The sequence below is a fragment of the Delftia sp. 11MD genome (assembly GCF_050907895.1).
GTDB lineage: Bacteria > Pseudomonadota > Gammaproteobacteria > Burkholderiales > Burkholderiaceae_C > Comamonas > Comamonas tsuruhatensis.
In genome coordinates, this window is the sequence record NZ_CP194333.1 from 2,847,720 (window position 1) to 2,870,329 (window position 22,610).

Below are 22,610 nucleotides of genomic sequence, written 5' to 3' on the forward strand. Positions count from 1 at the left end.
CCCTTTTTTAGTTTTTCGCATTCACGCCGGACGACGAAGCGCGACGCTGTGCGTCGACCGTGGCGATCACGCGCGCGACGGCTCTTGCAGCCTCGGTCGGTGATTCGTGCGACCAGAACCGGAGCACCGTCCAACCGAGGGATCGCAAGCGCTCATTCGTATCTGCGTCCCGCAGCCGATTCGCTTCGATCTTCTCTCGCCAGAACTCCGCATTCCGTTTCGGCCAAGAGGCATGTTCGGGGCAGCCGTGCCAGAAGCAGCCATCGACGAAGACAGCGATCTTTCTCCCGGGGAACACCACGTCCGCGACGCGGCGAGGCTTCTTCAGAACTTCGTAGTCGACCCTGTAGCGCAGACCAATGCGATGCATCTCCTGCCGCAACGCTACTTCCGCGTCCGTTCCCTTCTGCCTCACCTTCGCCATGCGGCGACTGGTATCGGGTGAAGAGGGCAGAAGTTGCAGCATGGAGCGGTCCTCGTCAGTCCATCACCGAGCCGCGACCGACGCGAGGTGTTGGTTGATGCTGCGGGCGATGGCGCGACCGAGATCGACGGGAACCGCGTTGCCGATGAGCCGCCCGAGCACCTTGAAACTCACCTCGCCATCCGGCGGGATGAATGCATAGTCACGCGGGAAGCTCTGCAAGATCGCGGCTTCCCGCAGGGAGATGGCTCGATCCTGCTCAGGGTGACCGAAGCGACCGTTGCCGAACCCGTAGCACTGGGTCGTCATCGTCGGCGCAGGCTTGTCCCACTCCATGCGCCCATAGACGCCCGGATAGGTGCGCCCGCTCTCGGCGCGGTGGCATTCGGCGATCAAGTGTTTGGGCCAGTCGCGCCACGTGCCGCCGGGCTTGGAGACCTTGATCCGCTTGAGGTTCGTTTCGGACAGCGTCGAGGTGACGTGCAGTTTGTCCCTAGGCGCGGATTCACCGGCGCTGAGAGGACGCAAATGCGCAATGGCCTGCCGCACGGTCTTCGGCTTCTCGTGGGTGGGCGGGATCATCTCGATGCTGCCGTGCTTAGAGGCCAGCAACACCATCCGCCGCCGCATCTGGGGGACGCCATAACGAGAGCTATCGACGACATCGAACCAAACCTTGTAGCCGAGCCGTTTCAGCGTATCCACGAAGTCGTGGAACACCTCGTGCTTGGCGACGGTCGGCACGTTTTCCATCGTGATGACATCGGGACTGGAGCCCTTCGCTAGGCGAGCGAATTCATACAAGAGGCCCCACTTGCCATCTTTACCGTCCAGCTCGTAGCGCTGCGCGTAGGTCGAGAAGGGTTGGCATGGCGCGCAGCCCGCGAGAATCGTTAGATCGGCGTCACCGAACAGCGCCTTCAGCTCGGCGGTGGTGACCTTGCTGATGTCTCGCTCCACGAATCGGGCCTGGTTGTTGGCTTCATAGGGGAAGCGGCAGGCGGGGTCCATATCGATTCCGGCGACGACAGGTACGCCCTCCAGAACGAAGCCATGCGTCAATCCGCCCGCACCGCAGAACAAATCAACACAAGAAATTTCTGTCACATCAAACCTCCCCATTTGCGGGCATGTTCCGTTTGCCGATCCATGCGGCGCAGGGGCAGGAGCCATGCGTAGTACTGGCTCTGATGCATCGTCAGAAGCTGTTGCGTCATTGGCAGCGCTCCTCCCCTTGACCATGACCAGTTGCACGAACTTGGTACGCGGTCACTTCGCCTCCGGCTTCTTGTTGATGCTTTCCGCGATCCAGCGATCCAACTCCGAGCGGCGAAAGCGCCAGGTACCTCCAAGCTTGAACGCCGGAATCTCGCCTTTCTGGGCAAGGCGATAGACCGTCCGTTTCCCGGCTTTGAGATAGGCCGCGACCTCCTCCAGCGTAAGGATCTCGCTCTCGACTTCAGTCATCCGGAAACCATCCGATCTGGCCTTTCGTAGATTACGATTGCCAAGTTTAGCCAATTCTACCAAGCTGCGGTAGGCGCTGGCCAACTCCGCAATGCGGTGAGCATTGCACGGTTGATCGCCAGCTCGACGTGGGAATCCGGTCATACCGTAGTTCCCATTCCCTGCGGCGCAAAGTGGGAGCGCGCCACAGCATCTGGCCATCCGCTTCAACGGGGAATGGCACGATGGGACAGACCAACCGACGCACATCCGCATGGCCTGCGCTTGCCGTGGTGTTGGCTGTGTCGTTCTCGGCGCTGCAACCCGCCATCGCCGACGACACCCCAGAGCATGCGCAGTTGGCGACCCTCGCGCGCCAGCTCGATCTGATCGACCGCCTCGCCGAGCACGCCGCCCATACCGCTCCGCAGCAGCGCGCCCGCTACCACTTCGACCATGCCCGCCTGCGCGAGGATCTTCAGCGCGTCCGAGCGGGCATCCAGGACTACCTGACGCCGCCGCGCGCCCAGCCGCGCGATCCGGTCGAGCTGTCTGGTGACTACCGCCAGTCCAGCCCGCCCTCCGACCAGGAGGCACCCCAATGAACGCCGCCCAGGTCAGCGCCTTCCAGGCCAATGGCGGCTTCGCCCCCGCCGCCGTGGCCACGGTGGTGCTCGGCCTCGTGTTCGCCGTCCTGCTCCTGTGGGGCGTTTGGGCCATGCGTACCGCCTACACCGGGTGGGCCGAGCAGCGCCTGTCCCAGCGTCAGTTCCTGGGTGTCGTCGTGCGCTTCGTTGCGATGTACCTGGTGCTGACCTATTTCCTCTTGTCCTGACCACCACGAAAGGCCCGACCGCCATGAAGACCCATCCGATTCCCCATCGCGTTGCCACCACCATCCTCGCGCCACTGATGCTGCTGGGCTTGCCGCTGATGGCCCGGGCGCAGGGCCTGCCGACCATCGAGGACCCCTCGCGCGGACAGGGCAGCGGCATCATGCAGACGCTGCAGAACTACGGCTATGACATCGTGCTGCTGATCGCGCTCCTCGTGGTCGCCTCGATGTTCGTCGGTGTGTGCTACCACGCCTATACGCGCTACTCGGAAATCCATACCGGTCGCGCCACCTGGGGCCAGTTCGGTCTCACCGTGGCCGTGGGTGCGATCCTGCTGGTGGTCGGTATCTGGCTGCTGACCAAGGCCACTGGCGTGCTCTGAGCGGCGATGGCTGCCTTGAACGATATCGCGCGTGACGGGTTGGTGACCTTCCTGCCGCACAGGCTGAACCGCCAGCCCGTGGTGGTGAGGGGCCTGACCGCCGACGAGCTCTGGATCTGCGCCGGTCTGTCCGCGGTGGCGGGGTTCATCGCCGGCGTGCCGCTGGCCTGGGCCACGCACAGCGTCGCCATGGTGCCGACCCTGATCGTGGCCGGCGTGGCGGCTGGCGTGTTCGGTGGTGGCGGCTTCCTGCGCCGGCAGAAGCGCGGCCGCCCGGACACCTGGCTGTACCGGCAACTGCAGTGGCGCCTGGCGCTGCGCCATCCGCTGGCAGCGCCCTGGCTCGGTGGACACCGTCTCATCACGCGTTCGGGGTACTGGACCACCCGGCGCTCACGCGGAGCAGCCGCCTCATGAGCCGTTTCAGGAACGAAGTCCATCACCTGCGGGCCCATGTGCGCACGCTGCGCCTGGGCGCCGGTGCGTTGTTCGTGGTGGCGCTGCTGCTCGGTTTCGGCTGGTGGAGTGCGCCGAGGCAACTGACGATCCACGTGCCCCCCGATCTGCGCTCGGGCAGCACCCGCGCTTGGTGGGATGTGCCGCCCGAGAATGTCTATGCGTTCGCCTTCTACGTCTGGCAGCAGGTACAACGTTGGCCGACGGATGGCGAACAGGACTACCCGCGCAACCTCCACGCGCTGTCGGCCTATTTCACACCGGCCTGCCAGGCCTTCCTGCGCCAGGACTACGAGCACCGGCGCAGCAGTGGCGAATTGCGCCAGCGGGTGCGCGGCATCTACGAGATTCCGGGGCGCGGCTTTGGCGACAACCCCACGATGCGGGTAAAGACGGTTTCCAGCCGCGACTGGATCGTCACGCTCGATGTCAGCGCGGACGAGTACTACGGCGCCGAGCAGGTCAAGCGGGCCCTGGTGCGCTATCCGCTGAAAGTAGTGCGGCTGGACGTCGATCCCCAGCACAACCCCTTCGGCCTTGCGCTGGACTGCTATGACGGCGCGCCGCAGCGCATCGAGGCACCGTCGCCGGCGGTGCCTTCGTCCGGCGGCGGCCTTTCGCAGGGAGGCAACCCATGAAACACCACGTCTTCACCATCGTGGCGAGCCTGGCCCTCGGCTTCGGCCTGGTGCCGGACAGCCATGCCATCGAGATCCTGCGCTGGCAGCGGCTGCCGCTGGCCGTCCCGCTGGTCGTCGGCCAGGAGCGCGTGGTCTTCATCGACCGCAACGTGCGTGTCGGCCTGCCCCCGAGCCTGGGCGAGCGGCTGCGCGTGCAGAGCGCGGGCGGCGCCATCTACCTGCGCGCCAGCGAGGCCATCGCGCCGACGCGGCTGCAACTGCAGGACGTGGAATCCGGCGCCATCGTGCTGGTCGACATCGCAGCCACGGACGCCCGGGAAGGCGAGCAGCCGCTGGAGCCGGTACGCATCGTCCTGCAGGACGCCGCCGAGGATGCCAGCGGTGACACTGCCGCCGGTCCGACCCGAGCAGCGCAACCCGCCAGGCGTCGGCAGACGCCGATAACCGTTGTCCTGACGCGCTACGCGGCGCAGAACCTTTACGCACCGCTGCGCACCGTCGAGCCCGTGGCCGGCGTCGGGCGCGTGCCGCTGCGGCGCCCGCTCGCGCTGGACACCCTGCTGCCAACGCTGCCGCTCAAGGCGCGGGCGCTGGCGGCGTGGCGCCTCGAAGACCAGTGGGTCACCGCCGTGCGCCTGACCAACACCTCACCTCACCGTATCGATCTCGATCCAAGGGCGCTACAAGGCGACTTCGTGGCCGCGACCTTCCAGCATCCCGACCTGGGGCCGGCGGGCGCTTCGACCGACACCACGGTGGTGTATCTGGTCACGCGCGGCCGTGGCCTGGCCGAGTCCCTGATGCCGGTGCTCAGCCCCATCGATGCCGGCACGAACTTGCCGCCGGCCGCCGCTGCGGGGAGGACGTCCGATGAGGAGTAATCCCCTGTTGAAGTGGCTGCTGATTCCGATGGCATTGTTGCTGGTGTTCGTCGGTGCCAGGTTGTTCTCAGGCAGTGACGCTGCACCTGGCAAGCAGGATGTCCCGGGGCAGCTCACTCCCGAAGAAATGAAGGCGCTCGGCATCGCGGGCGACACCCCGCGCGATACCGTCGCCACCCTGGTCGCGCAGGTCAAGCAGCTTCGCACCGAGCTGCAGACCGCGCTGAGCGACAACCGCCAGCACAAGGCGGAGAACGAGCGCCTGCGTACTCGCGAGGGCGCGATCGACCAGCGCATCCAGAACGCCCTTCACAGCGAACGCCGCCGCCTGGAACAGGAGCGCACCCAGGCCGCCAGCGACCGGCAGCAGACGCAAGGGCTGATGCAGGAATTGCAGCGCCGCCTGGACGGGCTGTCCGGCAAGGGCGATGTCGCCGACCTGCCGATCGGCCTTGGACTGGACGGGCATGACGGCGGGCCGCTCAAGGATGGCGGCATGCGCTGGATCGAACCGGATGACGCCCGGCCCGATCCGAAGGGCGGTTCGAGCAGCCTGCGCTTGCCCGCCTTTCCCTCCAGCTTCGGTCCGGCCTCGCCGGAGCTGTCGGCCGCGGCGGAGGCCGTCAGCGACAGGACGGCGCAGGCCGTTGGCGGCACCACCCAGGCGGTCTATACGGTGCCCACCAATGCCACGCTGATGGGCTCGGTCGCCATGACCGCACTGATCGGTCGCATTCCCATCGACGGCACCGTCAACGACCCGTTTCCCTTCAAGGTGCTGATCGGGGCCGACAACCTGGCGGCCAACGGCATCGAGATTCCCGACGTGGCCGGTGCGGTGGTCAGCGGCACGGCCTCGGGCGACTGGACGCTCTCGTGCGTGCGTGGGCAGGTCCGTTCCATTACCTTCGTGTTCAGCGACGGCACCATCCGCACGGTGCCGGAGGACGACGGCAAGCGCAGTCGAAGCCAGAACAGCACCAGCCTGCTGGATGGCCTGGGCTGGATCAGCGATCCCTACGGCATCCCGTGCGTCTCGGGCGAGCGCCGCAGCAATGCCCAGCAGTACCTGGGGTCGCAGGCGTTGATCACCGCGGCCGGCGCGGGCGCCGCCTCGCTCATCAAGTCCGACAACGGCAGCGTGGCCGTGGTCGCCAACAACAACGGTTCGCTGGGCACGGTCGGCATTTCGGGCAACGAGGCCATGGGCCGCATCCTGGCCGGTGGCGTGCGCGACATGGCCGACTGGGTCAACAAGCTCTACGGCCAGGCCTTCGCGGCGGTCTACGTGCAGCCCGGCGCCAGGGTGGCCGTGCACCTGGAGCAGCCGATCGCCATCGACCACGACGCCAAGGGGCGCCGGGTGAATCACCTCATGGGAGAAGTGCATGCGTCGGACCTGGATTGACCGCCCCCTTGTCCTGCTCGCCGCCGCCGTTCTCGCGGGTTGTGCCACCAGCTCGGAAAAGCTGCTGCCCCGGGGCGAGCACACCATGCTGGACATCTGGCAGCACGAGACTGGCGGCTACAGCGGCGGCCAGGCCGGCCGCCTGCTGCTCGACGCACGCCAGGACCTGCGCCGCCCGCTGGCCGACGCTGACACCCTCGCGGCGCCCGCCCGGAACGCGGCCTACACCCGCACGGCAGCGAACGAGATCCAGCGACAGTTCCATCGACTGCCGAACCCCGATCTGGTGATGTACGTCTTTCCGCACCTGGCCGGCACCGACCCGGTACCGGTGCCCGGCTACAGCACCGTCTTCCCGCTCTACCAGCGCGTGCAGTACGCGATGCCGGGCGAACGGCTGGAGGACTACTGATGGGCTGGCGACTGCCGTGGCCGCGTCGTCCGGCCCCCAGGCCAGTCCAGGCCGACATCGAGCCGGACGCCTGGACGCGGCATGTTGCCAGCCTCGCCGCGCACGGCATCGAGGCACCTGGCGCCGCCCTTGGGCGGCATCATCGGCGACCCGCAACGCAGGCCGACCACGCGGCGCTCTACGACGTGGCACCGTCCTTCGCCGACCTGCTGCCCTGGGTCGAGTACCTGCCGGCCACGAAGTGCATGCTGCTCGAAGATGGCCAATCGGTGGCGGCGTTCTTCGAGTTACAGCCGATCGGTACCGAAGGGCGCGAGACCGCCTGGCTGTGGCAGGCCCGCGATGCCTTGGAAAATGCGCTGCAGGACTCCTTCGACGAACTGGACGAGAACCCGTGGGTGGTGCAGCTCTACGCGCAGGACGAAGCCGATTGGGACCACTACCTGCGCACGCTGGGGGCGTACCTGCATCCACGCGCGCAGGGCAGCGCGTTCAGCGAGTTCTATCTGCGCTTCTTCGGGCACCACCTGCGCGCGATCGCGAAGCCGGGCGGCCTGTTCGAGGACACCGCGGTCACACGCCTGCCGTGGCGCGGCCAGACCCGGCGCGTGCGCATGGTGGTTTATCGGCGCACCCCGGACGCAGCATCGGCCCGGCGCGGGCAATCGCCCGAGCAGGCCCTGGCGACGATTTGCGACCGCCTGGTCGGCGGCCTGGCGAATGCCGGCGTCAAGGCCCGGCGCCTTGGCGCGGCGGACATTCACGACTGGCTGCTGCGCTGGTTCAACCCGGATCCCGGCGCGCTGGGCAGCACGGCCGAAGACCGGGAACGCTTCTACGCGCTCGCCCGCTACCCGGAGGAACGGGAAGAAGGTGAGATCGAACTGGCCAGCGGCGACTTCGCGCAACGTCTGTTCTTCGGCCAGCCGCGCTCGGATGTCGCCCGCGGCCTGTGGTTCTTCGACGGCATGCCGCACCGGGCCATCGTCATGGACCGCCTACGCTCGCCGCCCGCGACCGGACACGTGACCGGCGAGACGCGCAAGGGCGGCGATGCGATGAACGCGCTGTTCGACCAGATGCCCGAGGACACGGTGATGTGCCTGACCCTGGTCGCCACGCCGCAGGACGTGCTGGAGGCGCACCTCAACCACCTGGCCCGCAAGGCGGTCGGCGAGACGCTCGCCAGCGAACAGGCGCGCCAGGACGTGCAGCAGGCCCGCGGCCTCATCGGCAGTGCGCACAAGCTGTACCGGGGCACGCTGGCGTTCTACCTGCGCGGCCGCGACATGGCGCAGCTCGACGCCCGCGGCCTGCAACTGGTCAATGTCATGCTCAATGCAGGCCTGCAGCCGGTGCGCGAAGAGGACGAGGTGGCCCCGCTCAACACCTACCTGCGCTGGCTGCCCTGCCTGTTCGACCCGGCGGCGGACAAGCGGCAGTGGTACACGCAACTGATGTTCGCGCAGCACGCGGCCAATCTGGCGCCGGTGTGGGGGCGCAGCCAGGGCACCGGCCATCCGGGCATCACCTTCTTCAACCGGGGCGGCGGGACGATCACCTTCGATCCATTGAACCGGCTCGACCGGCAGATGAACGCCAACCTGTTCCTCTTCGGCCCGACCGGCTCCGGCAAGAGCGCCACGCTGAACAACATCCTCAACCAGGTCACGGCGATCTACCGGCCCAGGTTGTTCATCGTCGAGGCCGGCAACAGCTTTGGCCTGTTCGGTGACTTCGCCGCTCGGCTGGGCCTGAGCGTGCATCGCGTGAAGCTGGCACCCGGCGCGGGCGTGAGCCTGGCGCCATTCGCCGATGCCTGGCGCCTGGTCGATACACCGGGCCAGGTGCAGACGCTGGATGCCGACGCCCTGGACGAGGACGGCGACACCCATCAGGCCGACGACGGGGATGACCAGCGCGACGTGCTCGGCGAACTCGAAATCACCGCCCGGCTGATGATCACCGGCGGCGAGGACAAGGAGGAAGCGCGCATGACGCGCGCCGACCGCAGCCTGATTCGCCAGTGCATCCTGGACGCCGCTCAGCGCTGCGTGGCACAGGCGCGCACGGTGCTGACCCGCGACGTGCGCGACGCGCTGCGCGAACGCGCCCGCGACGCCAACCTGCCGGATGCCCGGCGCGCGCGGCTGCTGGAGATGGCCGATGCGATGGACATGCTCTGCCAGGGCGCAGACGGCGAGATGTTCGACCGTCCGGGCACGCCCTGGCCCGAGGCGGACATCACCATCGTGGATCTGGCCACCTTCGCGCGCGAGGGCTACAACGCGCAGCTCTCCATTGCCTACATAAGCCTGATCAGCACGGTGAACAACATTGCCGAGCGCGATCAGTACCTGGGCCGCCCGATCATCAACGTCACCGACGAAGGGCACATCATCACCAAGAACCCGCTGCTCGCCCCCTACGTGGTGAAGATCACCAAGATGTGGCGCAAGCTGGGGGCCTGGTTCTGGCTCGCCACACAAAACATCGACGATCTGCCGCGCGCCGCAGAGCCCATGCTCAACATGATCGAGTGGTGGATCTGCCTGTCGATGCCACCCGATGAGGTGGAGAAGATCGCCCGCTTCCGCGAACTCTCGCCTGCGCAGAAGGCGCTGATGCTTTCGGCGCGCAAGGAAGCCGGGAAGTTCACCGAGGGCGTCATCCTCTCCAAGTCGATGGAAGTGCTGTTCCGCGCCGTGCCGCCCAGCCTCTATCTGGCCCTTGCGCAGACCGAACCGGAAGAGAAGGCCGAACGCTACCAGCTCATGCGCCAGTACGGCATCGGCGAACTGGATGCCGCCTTCAAGGTGGCCGAAAAGATCGACCAGGCGCGTGGCATCGCATCGCCGCCGCTGTTCCCGCCGAAATGACCGGAGCGCGTCATGCCCTCAAAGCAAACCACCTTGCCAAGCCGGTCCCAGGTCCTTCGCATGCGCGCCGGGCGCCTCCCACGACTGTCCTGGGTGGTCGCTGGCATCCTTGTAGCCGGCCTGCTGGGCTGGCTCCTGTACCGCACGCCCGGTGCGCCGACACCGCGCACGGTGGCTGAGATCGCGCAGGCGCATCCGGTCGGCCCACCCTGGCGCCACGGCCCAGCCGATGCGCGCTTCACGCTGACGCTGTACGCCGACCTGGAATGTCCGTTCTGCAAGGCCTACTACCCGACCCTGATGGCCTGGATCGATGCCCATCCCGAAGCCAGCCTGCGGTGGCATCACCTGCCGCTGGCGATGCACGATCCCGAGGCGAGTCGGCTGGCCCGCGTGGCCGAGTGCGCAGGCGAAGCGCAAGGCCACGAGGCCTTCTTCGGTGCCATCGCCTGGCTCTACCAAAACACCCGCGGCGATGGCCAGGGGCTGCCCACCGATCAGGCCTGGCCAGGTCTGACGACCGCCATGCGGACCTGCTTGGACAGCGACCGCCCCGCAGCCATCGTCCGCGCGCAGGCCGACGAGGCCCTGCGCAGCGGCATCAACGCCACGCCCACCGTGCGGCTTGACGACGGCCTGACCGGGAAATCGCTGCTGCTGCACGGTCCGGTCGAGGGCGATGCGCTGCTGTCGGCGCTCGATCTGGTTGCATCGCCGGACAGGCCGGACGCTCGTTCAGTGGGGGCCGCCGACGCCGCCGGCACGGCGGTCCGTGGTCGCCGTCATGGCCTCGCCGAGGCCCAGTAGTCGCGGAGGGCGCGCACGCTGTCCGATGGCGAAGGCATGTAGCCGCTCAGGTTGATGAGCCCGACGTTCATGCAGCGTTCGTCGGCCGTGCCCCTGAGCATCAGCCGTTGGAAGCGACTGGTGTCCAGGCCATATCGATGCGGATCATCGACCTTCAGCGCCAGTAGGTGCAGGTGCGAGTTCCAGATTCGGAACTTCGCATGTTCGATGGCCCGTATCGCCTGCCAGGGAACGAAGACCCGCTGGGGGCCTTCGCGCGTGAGGCCGAGGGCATCGGCCACGAGGTCGGCAGGTGGGTCGAGGCGACGCAACCGCCGCACGAGTGTTCGCACGATCGCCCGTGTGAGCGCCACGGCCAGGATGACGCCGCCCAGCGCAAGAGCGAGCACGACAGGGTCCGTCTCGTGGATGTCCCTGACGAGGGGCGGCAGCACGACGACCAGCAGAGGGAACACGATCCCGATGCCCATGACCAGCACTTCCCACCACGCGGCGCGCGCGATGGGAATGCGCAGCGTCGCCGGGAAGCGGGGCAAGGGCATGTGCCGGCGTCGCCAGCGCAGGCGGCGTCCATACTGTCGGGCCAGGACCATGAGCCCCATGACGAAGGTGACGAGGAAGACCGTGGCAGCCAGTCTGGCGGGGCCAGGGGCCGCGCGCAGGGATGACAGCAACGCAAGCAGCAGCGTCAGGCCCGACACCAGAAGCACCGGCTCCACCACGAAGACGTAGATCCTTGTCCACCAAACGCTTCCCGCTCGCTGTGCGCTCATGGCCCTCTGTCCCGATCCCGCTTCGATGCCACTCCCATCCTGGTCATCCAGTCGCCGCGGTCGAAATACACTTCGTTGCGGCGAATCTTGCCCGCATGGTCCAGTTGCACCAGGCATACGCCGACCACGGTCAACACCTCGCCGCCGACCGGGATGTCCGCGCGCCATTTGTTGAGGAAGCCATCCTGCATGGGGATGCCCTCGACCTGCGTCCAGACCCACGCCGGATTGCGTGCCAACAGGCGCTCGAAATAGCCCAGCAACGCGGGCTTTCCCCGCAGCCCTTGGGGTACGGCAGGGTCGAGATAGAAGGCATCCTCCGAATAGAAGGCAGCCAGTCGCTGGGGATCGTTGCCGGTCCAGGCGGGCAGCCACGCCAGCGCAAAGCGCCGCGCCTGCTCCGCATCGAGGGCGTTCATCGTGATGTACCGGGCCGACCCGGAACGCGCGTCATCGGTGCGCCGCCTTGCGGGTTCCGCTGTCGATGGCCTTGAGCAGCGCAGCGCCAAGCACCGACTTGAGCACGCCGCCGAGAACGAAGGGGGCCACGCCCACGGCGATGGCTTTCTGCACGCCGACCATCGCGGCCAGCCAGGCGCCGCCGAGCAGCAGGCACAGGGCGTTGCCGATCAGCATCGCCGCGAAGGCCAGCACGACGCGCCCGCCATGCCAGCCGCGTTCGACCAGCCAGCCGGTCAGCGCGCCGGCCACGGGAAAGGCCAGCAGGTAGCCGCCCGTCGGTCCCAGGAAGCGCGCCAGGCCTCCCGTGCCGCCGGCGAACACCGGCAAGCCGAGCGCGCCCTGGGCCAGCCAGACGAGGATCGTCAGGCCACCCAGGCGCCAGCCGTACAGTGCGCCGACCAGCGTGACGGCCAGCGTCTGCATGGTCATCGGCACCGGCACCATGGGCACGCTGACGTGGGACGACGCGGTGAGCACCAGGGTGCCGAACAGCACCGCCAGCACCTTGGTAGCGGTGGACTGTTCGCGCAGCCAGCGGGTTGTGTCGAGGGTCCCGAGGGTTTGGGTCGAGGTTGAGGTCATGGGTTCTCCTTCATGAATGGCGGTACTGGCCGCCGGGCGCATCCTTGCGCGGACACCGGAAACGTCATCGATCCTGCTTGCCCTGCAGGCAGATCAGCGTCTGCTGGCCGAGCGCCACCTGGGCCCGTCCCTGTTCGGTGACGCCGAAAACTTCGAGTTGGCAGATGGTCAGGGTGCGTCCGGAGCGCACCACCGTGCCGACCGCTTCGAGGTAGTCGCCCTGCGCGGGGGCGAGCAGGTTGATCTTGAACTCGACGGTCAGCACGGAGCTGTCCGGTGGAAACAACGTGAAGCCCGCGTAGCCGCCGGCCGAGTCGGCGATGGCGCTGGTGCCCCCGGCATGGAAGTAGCCATGCTGCTGGGTGAGGGTTTCGCGGAACGGCAACCGGATGCTGACCCGTCCGCGCGCAACCTCGTGCAGTTCGGCGCCCAGGTGGTGCATCAGGCCCTGGCGGGCGAAGCTGTCGCGGACGATTCGCTCGACCTGGGGATCGAGCGGCAAGGATGGGGCGGCTTGGGTCATCGTTCTAAGGTTCCTTTGCAGTGGAGAGGGGGGTTGAATCGAGGTGGCCGCTTCTCCAGGAATGCACGCATGCCTTCCTCGTGGTCGGGCAGCGAAAGGGTGTGGTGGAAGGCGGCCCGCTCGCGGCGTAGTCCTTCATCCATGGGCAGGCTGGCGCTGGCACGCGCGGCCTGCTTGATCAGGACCAGCACCTCGCCCGACAGCGACGCCATGTCGGCGGCGAGCCGGCGGCCCTCTTCGAGCAGGTGATCGGCGGGCACGATGCGCGAGACCAGCCCGCTGCGTTCGGCCTCGCGGGCGTCCATGCGGCGCCCGGTCAGCAGCAGGTCCAGCGCCTTGGCCATGCCGAGCAGGCGCGGCAGGCGCTGGGTGCCGCCCGCGCCGGGCATGGTGCCGACGCGAACCTCCGGGTGGCCGAACACGGCGTTCTCGGCCGCCAGCACGATGTCGCACATCTCCACCAACTCGCAGCCGCCCCCGAGCGCGAAGCCCTGCACCAGCGCCACCACGGGCTTGGGGAACATGCCCAGCGGCGCGCAGCAACCGGCGAAGTCAGTGGCGCGCGCCTGCTCCGCGCTGATGCCGAGCATCTCCTTGAGATCGGCACCGGCCGCGAAGTGTTCGCCTTCGGCGCGCAGCAGGACCACCCGCACGGCGGCGTCGGCCGCCAGCCTGTCGAGGTGCGCGGCCATCGCGTCGGTCAATGAGCGGCACAGGGCGTTGCGGGCTGCCGGCCGGTCGATGACCAACTCGGCATAGCCGTCTGGGTGCGACGCGCATCGAATGAAATCGGAAGACATGGGTTCTCCTGCGAGGAACCGCCCGAAGTGCCGGGCCGTCATCGATTCGGCAGCGCCGGGCAGTACCTGCGAAGTCTGCTGCGCGATGACGCTTGCGGCCAAGCGCGAATATCTCAGGTGGGACTGAAAATTTCTCGCTGGAGCCGACGCCATGCCCGGCCCAGAATCAATTCGCGGACGGGCCTCGTCTTTCCCTCAACGCCCCGGTACTCCCCGTCCCAGCGAACTCCCATGGAACATACCGCCCTCGTGGCGCTGATCGTCTACGCCTTCGTCATGTCGATCACGCCCGGTCCCAACAACGTGATGCTGATGTCCTCGGGCCTGCTCTTCGGCCTGGGCCGAACCTGGCCGCACCTGCTGGGCATCCCCGCGGGCGTGATGGTGCAGCTCGGGATCACCGGCGCCGGCCTCGGTGCGGTGTTTGCCCTCGAACCTCGCCTGCAGGTCGCATTGAAGGTCGTGGGCAGCCTCTACCTGCTCTGGCTGGCCGCGCGCCTGTGGCGCGCGGCCGAACTGGAGGAGACCGAAGCCGGCCGGCCCATCGGCTTCATGCAGGCGTTGGCCTTCCAGTTCGTCAATCCGAAGGCCTGGCTGATCTCGGTGACGGTGGTGTCCACCTTCCTGCCGCCGGGCGAAGGCTACGCACTGCGCCTGCTGGTGGTCAGCCTGGTGTTCGCCGCCATCGGACTGCCCTGCATGCTGGTCTGGGCCGCCTTCGGCGCCGGCCTGCGGCCCTGGCTGCGCGACCGCGCCGTCGCTCGCGTGGTCAATCGTGCGATGGCGGCCCTGGCCGCCCTGACCGTTCTTCTCTTCTGGATGTGATGCCATGACGACACTCTCTCATGATCAACTCCGGGCCCATGCGCTGGCCTGGATCGACGACTGGAACCGGCGCGACGTGCCGGCGGTGCTGGCCGCCTACGCCGACGATGCACTGTTCGTGAGCGCGCTGGCCCAGCCCTATACCGGTGGCACGCGGGTACAAGGCAAGGACGCGCTGCGCCGCTACTGGCTGGCCGCGCTCGCCGACAGGCCGGACCTGCGGTTCGAACTCATCTCGGCCATCTGCGATGTCGAGGCGCAGACCGTCGTCGTCCATTACGTGGCGCAGGCCTGCGGCAAGCGCACGCGCATGTGCGAGATCATGCGCTTCGAGAACGGGCGGCAGGTCCATGGCGAGGCTCTGCACGGCGTCCCCGCCGAGGAGGACACGCCATGACGGCACTGCTGCGCGCCGTCCGGACCGACGACGGCAACCGCTATGACTGGGGTGGGGTCTGCCTGGGCTGGCGACTGCTGGAACTGCAACACATGCAGGTGCGGCAGGAATGGATGCCCGCAGGCGGCGCCGAAGCACCCCACTGGCACGCCAGGGCGCACCAGTTCTTCTACGTGCTCAGTGGCCACCTGCGCCTGAGCACGTCCGACCAGGACGTGCTGCTGGCAGCCCGTCAAGGCGTGCATGTCCCAGCCGGCACTCGCCACATCGCCGCCAATGGTGGCGACGAGGACGTGAATTTTCTGGTGTTCTCCAGCCCCAGCACGCAGGGCGACCGCATCGAATCGACCTCGGCCGCCGAACCGGATCGCCATCGCGACTCGGAGCCTGCGTCATGACCGTTTTCGCCATTGCCCAACTCACCATCCACGACCGGACCGCCTACGACCGCTACCAGGCGCGCTTCATGGAGGTGTTCCGCCACCACCGGGGACGTCTGCTGGCCGCGGACGAGCAGCCTCGCACCATCGAAGGCACCTGGCCGCACCAGAAGCTCGTGCTCATGTCCTTTCCCGACGAAGCCGCCTTCCATGACTGGGCGGAATCGGACGAGTACCAACGCATTGCCCAGGATCGCATGGCCGGCGCGCAGGCCGTGGTGCTGCTGGTCCAGGGTCTCGCTGTGAATGACTGAGCCCATCGACATTCGCGCCGCCGACGGCTATGCACTGGGTGGATTCGCCTGGCGCCGCCCCTGCGATCCACGACGCCCGCATCCGGTCGCGGTCATCAACGCTGCCACCTCGGTGCGCTGCCGGTACTACGGGCGCTTTGCCGACTGGCTCCACAGCCACGGATGGGACGTGGTGACCTACGACTACCGCGGCATCGGCGAATCGCGACACCGTGGGCTGCGTCGGCTGCAGGCCGACTGGATCGACTGGGGGCAGCACGATTTCGAGGGTGTGCTGCAGTACCTCGCCTGGCGATTCCCCGGCCAGCCGATCGACGTGGTCGGCCACTCCGCTGGGGGCTTCGTGATCGGGCTGGCCGCGTCCGCACACCGCGTGCGGCGCATCTTCACCATGGGGGCGCAGTACGCCTACTGGCGCGACTATGCGCCCGCCGCACGCCGCGCCATGTTCCTGCGCTGGCACGTGGCCATGCCGCTGCTGGCGCGGGTGCTTGGCTACGTGCCAGCCAAGCGCCTGGGATGGATGGAGGACACGCCCAAGGGCGTGGCACTGGACTGGGCACGCATGGGTCCCCGCTTCGAGGGCACGGTGCGCCGAGGCCGGGAGACACTGGAAGGTGAGCCCGAAGCCGAAATGCTGGCACGGCGCTTCGGCCAGGTGCGCGCACCGATCCTGGCGCTGGGCATCGAGGACGATCCATTCGGCACGGTACCGGCGCTGGACCGCCTGCTGGATTACTACACCGGCAGCGAGCGCCATCACCTGCGCTTGGCTCCCGCGGCCATCGAGCAGGCCGAAATCGGCCATTTCGCCTTCTTCCACGAGCGCTTCCGCGAGGCGCTGTGGCCCCTGGCGCTGGACTGGTTGCGTACCGGCGAGCCACCAACCCACCCACTCGGCGCACTGAAGCATCGACCTGCGGACGATCCGCAAGCAGCGGGAGCCACGACATGAACACGAACCTCGCCCCCTCGACAGCATCGGCAAACGAGCGCCGATCGCTCTGGATTCCGATCCTGGCCGGCGGACTGATCATGGGTTTGGCCCTCGGTGTGCGGCACGTGCAAGGCTTGTTTCTGCTGCCGGTGACGATGGATCGCGGTTGGTCGCGCGAAATGTTCGGTTTCGCGATGGCGGTGCAGAACCTGACCTGGGGTCTCGCCCAACCCTTCACCGGGATGATTGCCGACCGCTACGGTTCGGCCAAGGTCATCGCGGGCGGGCTCGTGTTCTATGCGCTGGGGCTTTTCTTCATGGTTCAGGCGCACAGCCACGTGGCCTTTGTTCTGGGCGCTGGCGTGTGCGTCGGCATCGCGCTGTCGGGCACGGCATTCGGTGCGATCTACGGCGCGCTCAGCCGCCTCGTGCAGGCTGAGCGCCGCAGTTGGGCACTGGGGCTGGCCGGCGCCATCGGTGGCCTCGGGCAGTTCGCCATGGTCCCGGTTGCGCAGGCCTTGATCGGCGGTTGGGCCTGGACGGGTGCGCTGCTGATTCTGTCAGTGGTCATGGCGTTGCTGCTGCCGCTGGCGTTCCCGATGCGCGACGCAAGCATCTCGAACGCGGTGGTCGGCACGGAGCTGTCGATGAAGGCGGCGATCGGTGAAGCCTTCCGCCACCGCGGCTTCTGGCTGCTGAACCTGGGCTTCCTGGCCTGTGGCTTCCAACTCGCCTTCATCGCCACGCACCTCCCAGCCTACCTGCTGGACCGGGGCCTGGCCGCTACCGATGCCGTCGCCGCGCTGGCGATCATTGCGCTGACCAATGTGGCCGGCACCTACCTGCTGGGGCTTTGGGGTGGCACGCTGCGCAGGAAGTACCTGCTTGCAGGCCTGTACCTGGCGCGCACGGTGGCGATGGCCCTGTTCGTCCTGCTGCCGCTCAGCACATGGGGCGTTTACCTGTTCGCTGCAGTGATGGGGTTCCTCTGGCTCGGGACGGTTCCGCTGACCAATGGCCTGGTGTCTCAGATCTTCGGCGTGCGCTACATCACCACATTGTTCGGTTTCGTCTTCTTCGGCCACCAGTTGGGATCATTCTTCGGTGTCTGGCTTGGTGGCCGCATGTTCGAGGCAACTGGGTCGTACCTGAGCATCTGGCTGCTGGCGATTGCGCTGGGCCTGCTGGCGACGGTTCTGCACTGGCCGATCGACGACAGGACCATCGTTCGCGCCGATCCACGGTTGGCGACTTCATGAGGCAAGACCGCGAATGGTTCAGGCGCTGGGCACCGCTGGCTGTGCTGCTGGCTGCGGGCGTGCTGGTGTTCCGCGCCTGGCTGTCGATGGAACTGCTGTGGGTGTGGTTGGAGCAGTGGTCCTTCTGCGGGTGAGCGGGACCTGACGAGAACTTCGCACGACCATGAGCGCTGATCGTGTCGCTGACTGGCCAAGGTCAAGTGGCTGGCCGTTGCCTCAACCATGCGACGACATCGTCGGCATTCCGGTCCGGCGGGAACACAGGATAGAACACATGCTCGATCACGCCATCGCGCGCAATCAGGGTCAGTCGCTTGAGCAGTGCCAGGCCTTGCACCTCGAAGACCGGCAGACCGAGCGCGGTTGCGAATGAAAGGCGGTTGTCGGACAGCAACGGGAAAGGCAGGTGGAGGCGCGCCACCGCCTCGCATTGGTACGCGGTGTCCTGCGTCGACACGCCGAACAATTGGGCGACGCCCAAGGACTTCAGTTCGGCGAAATGATCCCTGAAGGCACAGGATTGCGGGGTGCAGCCCCGTGCTCCTGGAATCTCGTCCCAGCCTGGAGGCAGTGCGATATCCGGCCGGCCCGTCATCGGGAAGAGATAAAGCACCGTGCGTCCGCGCAGGCGCGAAGGGTCGACACGGCCACCATCCGTCGATGCCAGTTCAAGCGTGGGCAGGCGCATGCCCGCGAGGTGGCGGGCGCCGCCATCATCCTCCGGCTGCGGAAGACGCGACCAATCGACCTGCTGCAGGTTATTCATGGCTTCACCACCGCTCGCTACCGGCCAGCCAAAGCACGTAGCTCTTCCAGCCGGCGGGTTCGGCGAAGCGCGCGTAGGCCCGGATGGCATCGGGGTTGTCCTCGGGGACCAGCCAGCGCAGATGGATCCAGGCGCGTGATCGACCGGTATCGGCGATGGCCGCGATGAGCCGCTGAGCGAGTCGTTTTCCGCGCGCGGCGGGCAGGACGTACAGGTCGTCGAGCTGGCCCGACCGCCCTCCGGAGATCGCCTCGGGCAGATCGAAGAACACTGCGAAGGCGACGAGTTCGTCGCCGAGAAAGCCACCCAGCACTTCCGCGATCGGATCGGCGATCAAGGCATTGGCATGAGCCAGTGCATTCGCCCCAGCGCCTTGCCCGTGGCGCATCTCGTCGCCATAGGCGGCCAGCAGGGAGGCAAGCGCAACGGCTTCATGGGCAACGAGCCGTCGAAGCGTCACATCGTCATCCGGCGGTGCTTTCTGGTCTTTCGGATATGCGGTATTCATACGTGTCTATGCTGTCCGCGCTTCTGGGTTCCGAGTTCCGCTTTCCGACTGACATTGCTCGCGCAGCCAGCCGCGCAGGTTATCCAGCCGTCGATCCTCGGATAGCGCCTCGGGATAGACGAGCCAAAAGCCGACACCCGCGCTCACGGGGTGGTCGAAGACCGAGGCCAGGCGTCCGAGCCGGACGGCACTCTCGGCCAGTTCGCAGACGGCGATCGACACGCCAGCCCCATCGGCGGCCGCCTGCATCGTCAGGCCGCCCGAATCCACGCGGGTCACGACAGCCGGCTCGAACGGCCCGCCGGGCAGGCTGTCCATCCAGCGCTGCCAAGTGAGGCAATGCCGCGAAACGAACAGGTTGGCGCGCGCGACCTGCTTGAGGCGTTCCCGGCGCGAGCCGGTGGCAAAGCCCGGGCGCGCGTACAGATCGATGGTGGCCTCGAACAACAGGTCGGCCTGCAGGCCGGCCCACTGGCCGTCGCCATACCAGATGCCGGCATCGGCCACGCCGGCGGCCAGATCCACGTCGTCCTGCGTGGTGGAGATGTCCAGCGAGAAGCCGCGCCGCTCGAACGGATACAGGCTCAGGCGGGGCGACAGCCAGTTGGTCGCGAAGGTCGGCAGCATGTTCACGCGCAGGGGCCCGTCGCGCCGCTCCTCGCGCAAGCTGCTCACGCCCTCGGCGATCAGGGCGAAACCCTCGTTGAGGCTAGGTGCCAGCCGGCGGCCGGCGCTGGTCAATTCCAGCCGCGTACCGATGCGGCGCAGCAGTTCGACGCCGAGCATGTCCTCCAGCGTGCGCAACTGGTGGCTGACCGCCGAGGGGGTGACCGCCAGTTCCAGGGCCGCGTCCTTGATCGAGAGATGGCGCGCCGCAGCCTCGAAGGCGCGCAAGGCATTCAACGGGACAGGGATGCGCATGGGGGATTCACCCTCCTGGAAGTCATTGGTCGTTCATGGACTCATTAAACCGGAAATCGTCGTCTCCACGCTCGCCGACACGAGGACCAAAACTCAGCATCGTCTGAGATTTGCTCACTCGTGCCGACGGCGAACCGGCCGCACACTGACGCCATCGACAACCTGTACAGCGGTGCGCACCATGCTCAATTCCCTTGACGATCGCGATGGCCTGATCTGGCTCGATGGCGAGCTGCTGCCCTGGCGCGAGGCGCGCCTGCACGTGCTCACGCATGCGCTGCATATGGGCGGGGCCGTCTTCGAGGGCATGCGCGCCTATGGCGGTCATGTCTTCCTCAATGCGCCTCACCTGGAACGCTTCCAGCAGTCCGCCGCGCTGCTGGACTACCACCTGCCGTGGTCGCAAGGCGAACTGACACAGGCCATCGAGGCGGTGCTGTGGGCCAACCAGCTCGACGACGCCTACATCCGCCCGGTGGCCTGGCGCGGCGCGGAGAGTGTTTCCATCGCTTCGCCGCGCGCCCGCATCCACGTGGCGATCGCGGCTTGGGACTGGCCCACGGCGGCGTCCCAGGGCCGCGCCGAGGAAGGCATCCGGCTGCAGCTGGCGAGTTGGCGGCGCCCCCGTCCTGACACCGCACCCACCGCGGCCAAGTGCTCGGGGCTGTACATGATCGGTACCCTTGCGCGCCATGCCGCCGCAGCGGCGGGCTGCGACGACGCACTGCTGCTCGACAGCGAAGGCCGGGTCGCCGAGACCACGGCAACCAACCTGTTGATGGTCCATGACGGGGTGCTGGTGACCCCATTGCCGACCTGCTTCCTCGACGGCATCACCAAGCGGCACGTGATGGGACTGGCGCGCCAGCGCGGGCTGCGGGTCGAGGAGCGGACCGTGACGCTGGACGAACTGCGCGCCGCCTCCGAGGTATTCACCGCCGGCACCTCGGTCGAACTGCAGCCGGTGGTGGCGCTGGTCGAGGATGCGGCGACCACCGAATGGCCCGTGGGGCCGGTGACGCGACAACTGATCCGGGACTTTCGCGCGTCCGTGACCGAGGCGAGCCAGGTCGGCCGGACGCTGCGGGAACGGGAGACCGGCTTGTTGGAACGGCGCCCGTGGCCCGCTCGCGTCGCCTCCGCCTTGCAGGCGCCGTAGCGCGCCATGGACCGGTACGCAGACGGACCCGCGAGAGGACAGGCACGATGCCATGCAGACTGGCTTCATACACGCCCCAGACAGTCGCGCAGTTGCGCGGCAAAGCGCGCCGCGTCCCCGGGTTCGAGCGTCGAGACCGTGACTCGCAGCGCGGGGGCCGCGGGCGCGATCGCGAAGGCATCGCCGGTTCGCACGGCCCAGCCGCAGCGTGCGAGGCTTTGCGCGGTGCGGTGAACGTCACGGTCTTCCGGCAACGGAATCCACACATTGAACCCGTCGCAGGGCTGCCTGGCGGCGATGCCCACGGCGCCGAGTGCATCGATCAGGGCCTTGCGACGCATGGCGTAGGCGGTCTTGGCCGCATGCAGGCGCGCCGTGGCCGCGTCGGATCCGAGCAGGCCGCGCACGGCCGCCTGCAGCAGGTGGCTGACCCAGGTCGTGCCGGGAGCCAGTCGCATGCCGAGCCTTGCGGCGGTCCCCGCATCGGTAGCGATGAAGGCCAGCCGCAGGTCCGGGCCGAAGCCCTTGGACACGGAGCGCACCAGCGCCCGCCGCGTGGTGGCCGCGGGCGCGATAGAGAAGTACGGCGTCTCGGCCAGCAAGGCGAAGTGGTCGTCCTCGATCACCAGCACGTGCGGATGGCGGGCGAGCACGCGGCGCAGTTCGCGGGCGCGCTGCTCGCTCAGGCCGCAGCCGGTGGGGTTTTGCGCCCTTGGTGTGCACAGCACCGCCTGGGCGCCATTGGCCAGCGCCGCTTCCAGCGCCTGCGGGCGCATGCCGTGCGCATCCATGGCCACGGGCACCGCTGCCAGGCCCGTGCTGTGCAGGATGTTGAGGCTGCCGAGGAAGCACGGGTCCTCCACCGCCACCTTGTCGCCGGCGACGAGGTAGGCAGCCAACAGACGCTCGATCGCATCGACCGCACCATGCGCCAGCACCAGACCGTCACCCTCCCGGAGATCCGCTCCGAACCACTGCCGCGCCAGCCGTTCGAGTGCTGGGTCGAGTACAGGCTGGCCATACAGCGCGGGCCGGTAGCCGCTGGCTGCCAGCGCCTGCAATGGATCGGGCAGCCAAGCCGGGTCCGGATTGCCGCTGGCCAGATCCGCCAGCGCCGAGCCGGGCTGCAGGCCCTCCTGCTCACCGAGACGCGCCGCTGGCCGGATCACCGTTCCGTTGCGCCCCAGCGTCTCGGCAATGCCTGCGGCCACCAGCTTCCGGTACGCGGCGGCGACCGTGTTGCGGTTGACGCCCAGTTGATCGGCCATCTCGCGCACGGACGGCAGTGTCTGGCCCGCGGCAAGCTGGCCCGCATGTGCCTCGCGGCGAATGCGCTCAAAGATGTCCGATGCGGTCTTTTCTGCCATTCCCGTTTGTCCCGTGACAATGTATATTTTGTCCTATGACAATGTTAGCAGCACGGAGAACCCCT

General features: G+C 67.6%; 30 protein-coding genes. 18 read left to right on the forward strand and 12 right to left on the reverse strand.

Annotation, left to right across the window (positions count from 1 at the left end):
- Positions 1-7: 7 nt before the first annotated feature.
- The 3 genes from ACRSCF_RS12810 to mads1 all read right to left on the reverse strand — a co-directional run bounded on the left by ACRSCF_RS12810 (position 8) and on the right by mads1 (position 1,891).
- Positions 8-466, reverse strand: coding sequence for a very short patch repair endonuclease (locus tag ACRSCF_RS12810; RefSeq protein WP_034365249.1), 459 nt, complete (start codon positions 464-466; stop codon positions 8-10).
- 21 nt (positions 467-487) lie between these two features.
- Complete coding sequence (locus ACRSCF_RS12815) at positions 488-1,546, reverse strand: DNA cytosine methyltransferase (RefSeq protein WP_034365246.1); 1,059 nt, start codon at positions 1,544-1,546, stop codon at positions 488-490.
- A 147-nt stretch (positions 1,547-1,693) separates the two neighbouring features.
- On the reverse strand, positions 1,694-1,891 hold the full coding sequence (gene mads1, locus ACRSCF_RS12820; RefSeq protein ID WP_023093119.1) for a methylation-associated defense system helix-turn-helix domain-containing protein MAD1: 198 nt from the start codon (positions 1,889-1,891) through the stop codon (positions 1,694-1,696).
- A 224-nt stretch (positions 1,892-2,115) separates the two neighbouring features.
- On the opposite strand from mads1, the gene ACRSCF_RS12825 reads away from it, so the two are divergent.
- The 10 genes from ACRSCF_RS12825 (at position 2,116) to ACRSCF_RS12870 (ending at position 10,572) form a co-directional block, all read left to right on the forward strand.
- Positions 2,116-2,475, forward strand: a complete 360-nt coding sequence (locus ACRSCF_RS12825; RefSeq protein WP_034365243.1) for an RAQPRD family integrative conjugative element protein — start codon at positions 2,116-2,118, stop codon at positions 2,473-2,475.
- Positions 2,472-2,705: a TIGR03758 family integrating conjugative element protein gene (locus ACRSCF_RS12830; protein ID WP_009463356.1), complete on the forward strand. Its 234-nt coding sequence runs from the start codon at positions 2,472-2,474 to the stop codon at positions 2,703-2,705. The genes ACRSCF_RS12825 and ACRSCF_RS12830 overlap by 4 nt, the downstream gene beginning before the upstream one ends.
- 77 nt (positions 2,706-2,782) lie before the next feature.
- Positions 2,783-3,088 carry a TIGR03745 family integrating conjugative element membrane protein gene (locus ACRSCF_RS12835; RefSeq protein WP_432676097.1) on the forward strand — a complete coding sequence of 102 codons (306 nt, stop codon included), beginning with the start codon at positions 2,783-2,785 and terminating at the stop codon, positions 3,086-3,088.
- A gap of 6 nt (positions 3,089-3,094) precedes the next feature.
- Positions 3,095-3,505: a TIGR03750 family conjugal transfer protein gene (locus ACRSCF_RS12840; RefSeq protein ID WP_034365239.1), complete on the forward strand. Its 411-nt coding sequence runs from the start codon at positions 3,095-3,097 to the stop codon at positions 3,503-3,505.
- Positions 3,502-4,182 (forward strand): PFL_4703 family integrating conjugative element protein, encoded by a 681-nt coding sequence (locus ACRSCF_RS12845; protein ID WP_034365236.1) that lies wholly within the window; start codon positions 3,502-3,504, stop codon positions 4,180-4,182. The genes ACRSCF_RS12840 and ACRSCF_RS12845 overlap by 4 nt, the downstream gene beginning before the upstream one ends.
- A complete protein-coding gene (locus ACRSCF_RS12850; RefSeq protein ID WP_034365235.1) occupies positions 4,179-5,066 on the forward strand; it encodes a TIGR03749 family integrating conjugative element protein in 888 nt (295 codons plus the stop codon). The genes ACRSCF_RS12845 and ACRSCF_RS12850 overlap by 4 nt, the downstream gene beginning before the upstream one ends.
- Complete coding sequence (locus tag ACRSCF_RS12855) at positions 5,056-6,474, forward strand: TIGR03752 family integrating conjugative element protein (protein ID WP_034365232.1); 1,419 nt, start codon at positions 5,056-5,058, stop codon at positions 6,472-6,474. Before ACRSCF_RS12850 ends, ACRSCF_RS12855 begins: the two co-directional genes overlap by 11 nt.
- Positions 6,455-6,886 (forward strand): TIGR03751 family conjugal transfer lipoprotein, encoded by a 432-nt coding sequence (locus ACRSCF_RS12860; RefSeq protein WP_009463344.1) that lies wholly within the window; start codon positions 6,455-6,457, stop codon positions 6,884-6,886. The genes ACRSCF_RS12855 and ACRSCF_RS12860 overlap by 20 nt, the downstream gene beginning before the upstream one ends.
- Positions 6,886-9,765, forward strand: a complete 2,880-nt coding sequence (locus ACRSCF_RS12865) for a conjugative transfer ATPase (protein ID WP_432675900.1) — start codon at positions 6,886-6,888, stop codon at positions 9,763-9,765. The genes ACRSCF_RS12860 and ACRSCF_RS12865 overlap by 1 nt, the downstream gene beginning before the upstream one ends.
- 12 nt (positions 9,766-9,777) lie before the next feature.
- The gene (locus ACRSCF_RS12870; RefSeq protein WP_324623187.1) at positions 9,778-10,572 is read left to right on the forward strand and encodes a DsbA family protein; all 795 of its coding nucleotides are present in this window, start codon (positions 9,778-9,780) and stop codon (positions 10,570-10,572) included.
- Here ACRSCF_RS12870 and ACRSCF_RS12875 read toward each other — a convergent pair.
- From ACRSCF_RS12875 to ACRSCF_RS12895, 5 genes are all read right to left on the reverse strand, one after another.
- Positions 10,548-11,345: a hypothetical protein gene (locus tag ACRSCF_RS12875; protein ID WP_324623188.1), complete on the reverse strand. Its 798-nt coding sequence runs from the start codon at positions 11,343-11,345 to the stop codon at positions 10,548-10,550. The genes ACRSCF_RS12870 and ACRSCF_RS12875 overlap by 25 nt on opposite strands.
- Entirely contained in the window at positions 11,342-11,764 is a 423-nt protein-coding gene (locus ACRSCF_RS12880; protein ID WP_034365225.1) for a nuclear transport factor 2 family protein, read from the reverse strand. Before ACRSCF_RS12880 ends, ACRSCF_RS12875 begins: the two co-directional genes overlap by 4 nt.
- 31 nt (positions 11,765-11,795) lie before the next feature.
- Positions 11,796-12,389, reverse strand: coding sequence for a biotin transporter BioY (locus ACRSCF_RS12885; protein ID WP_034365222.1), 594 nt, complete (start codon positions 12,387-12,389; stop codon positions 11,796-11,798).
- Positions 12,390-12,453: 64 nt separating this feature from the next.
- Complete coding sequence (locus tag ACRSCF_RS12890) at positions 12,454-12,912, reverse strand: PaaI family thioesterase (RefSeq protein WP_024889590.1); 459 nt, start codon at positions 12,910-12,912, stop codon at positions 12,454-12,456.
- On the reverse strand, positions 12,909-13,712 hold the full coding sequence (locus ACRSCF_RS12895) for an enoyl-CoA hydratase/isomerase family protein (RefSeq protein ID WP_034365219.1): 804 nt from the start codon (positions 13,710-13,712) through the stop codon (positions 12,909-12,911). The genes ACRSCF_RS12890 and ACRSCF_RS12895 overlap by 4 nt, the downstream gene beginning before the upstream one ends.
- A gap of 231 nt (positions 13,713-13,943) precedes the next feature.
- On the opposite strand from ACRSCF_RS12895, the gene ACRSCF_RS12900 reads away from it, so the two are divergent.
- The 7 genes from ACRSCF_RS12900 to ACRSCF_RS12930 are packed head-to-tail and all read left to right on the forward strand — an operon-like array spanning position 13,944 to position 17,958.
- Positions 13,944-14,537: a LysE family translocator gene (locus ACRSCF_RS12900; RefSeq protein ID WP_324623190.1), complete on the forward strand. Its 594-nt coding sequence runs from the start codon at positions 13,944-13,946 to the stop codon at positions 14,535-14,537.
- Positions 14,538-14,541: 4 nt separating this feature from the next.
- The gene (locus ACRSCF_RS12905; protein ID WP_026353018.1) at positions 14,542-14,934 is read left to right on the forward strand and encodes a nuclear transport factor 2 family protein; all 393 of its coding nucleotides are present in this window, start codon (positions 14,542-14,544) and stop codon (positions 14,932-14,934) included.
- Positions 14,931-15,332, forward strand: a complete 402-nt coding sequence (locus ACRSCF_RS12910) for a cupin domain-containing protein (RefSeq protein ID WP_088928742.1) — start codon at positions 14,931-14,933, stop codon at positions 15,330-15,332. The genes ACRSCF_RS12905 and ACRSCF_RS12910 overlap by 4 nt, the downstream gene beginning before the upstream one ends.
- Positions 15,329-15,628 carry a DUF1330 domain-containing protein gene (locus ACRSCF_RS12915; RefSeq protein WP_024889585.1) on the forward strand — a complete coding sequence of 100 codons (300 nt, stop codon included), beginning with the start codon at positions 15,329-15,331 and terminating at the stop codon, positions 15,626-15,628. Before ACRSCF_RS12910 ends, ACRSCF_RS12915 begins: the two co-directional genes overlap by 4 nt.
- Positions 15,621-16,583, forward strand: coding sequence for an alpha/beta hydrolase family protein (locus tag ACRSCF_RS12920; protein ID WP_088928741.1), 963 nt, complete (start codon positions 15,621-15,623; stop codon positions 16,581-16,583). The genes ACRSCF_RS12915 and ACRSCF_RS12920 overlap by 8 nt, the downstream gene beginning before the upstream one ends.
- Entirely contained in the window at positions 16,580-17,824 is a 1,245-nt protein-coding gene (locus ACRSCF_RS12925) for an MFS transporter (protein ID WP_169518324.1), read from the forward strand. Before ACRSCF_RS12920 ends, ACRSCF_RS12925 begins: the two co-directional genes overlap by 4 nt.
- Entirely contained in the window at positions 17,821-17,958 is a 138-nt protein-coding gene (locus tag ACRSCF_RS12930; protein ID WP_176392680.1) for a hypothetical protein, read from the forward strand. The genes ACRSCF_RS12925 and ACRSCF_RS12930 overlap by 4 nt, the downstream gene beginning before the upstream one ends.
- Positions 17,959-18,020: 62 nt before the next feature.
- Here the strand turns inward: ACRSCF_RS12930 and ACRSCF_RS12935 are convergent, their stop codons facing one another.
- Genes ACRSCF_RS12935 through ACRSCF_RS12945 form a run of 3 tightly spaced genes read right to left on the reverse strand, consistent with a single transcriptional unit; the run spans position 18,021 to position 20,019 of the window.
- Positions 18,021-18,590: a peroxiredoxin gene (locus ACRSCF_RS12935; RefSeq protein WP_020649397.1), complete on the reverse strand. Its 570-nt coding sequence runs from the start codon at positions 18,588-18,590 to the stop codon at positions 18,021-18,023.
- A gap of 4 nt (positions 18,591-18,594) precedes the next feature.
- Entirely contained in the window at positions 18,595-19,098 is a 504-nt protein-coding gene (locus ACRSCF_RS12940; protein ID WP_052151668.1) for a GNAT family N-acetyltransferase, read from the reverse strand.
- Between the two features lie 6 nt (positions 19,099-19,104).
- Positions 19,105-20,019 (reverse strand): LysR substrate-binding domain-containing protein, encoded by a 915-nt coding sequence (locus ACRSCF_RS12945; RefSeq protein ID WP_029578117.1) that lies wholly within the window; start codon positions 20,017-20,019, stop codon positions 19,105-19,107.
- A gap of 181 nt (positions 20,020-20,200) precedes the next feature.
- On the opposite strand from ACRSCF_RS12945, the gene ilvE reads away from it, so the two are divergent.
- Positions 20,201-21,178 carry a branched-chain-amino-acid transaminase gene (gene ilvE, locus ACRSCF_RS12950; protein WP_009463302.1) on the forward strand — a complete coding sequence of 326 codons (978 nt, stop codon included), beginning with the start codon at positions 20,201-20,203 and terminating at the stop codon, positions 21,176-21,178.
- Between the two features lie 65 nt (positions 21,179-21,243).
- On the opposite strand, the gene ptsJ is transcribed toward ilvE, so the two are convergent.
- Positions 21,244-22,545 carry a transcriptional regulator PtsJ gene (gene ptsJ / locus ACRSCF_RS12955; RefSeq protein ID WP_029578116.1) on the reverse strand — a complete coding sequence of 434 codons (1,302 nt, stop codon included), beginning with the start codon at positions 22,543-22,545 and terminating at the stop codon, positions 21,244-21,246.
- Positions 22,546-22,610 lie beyond the last annotated feature (65 nt).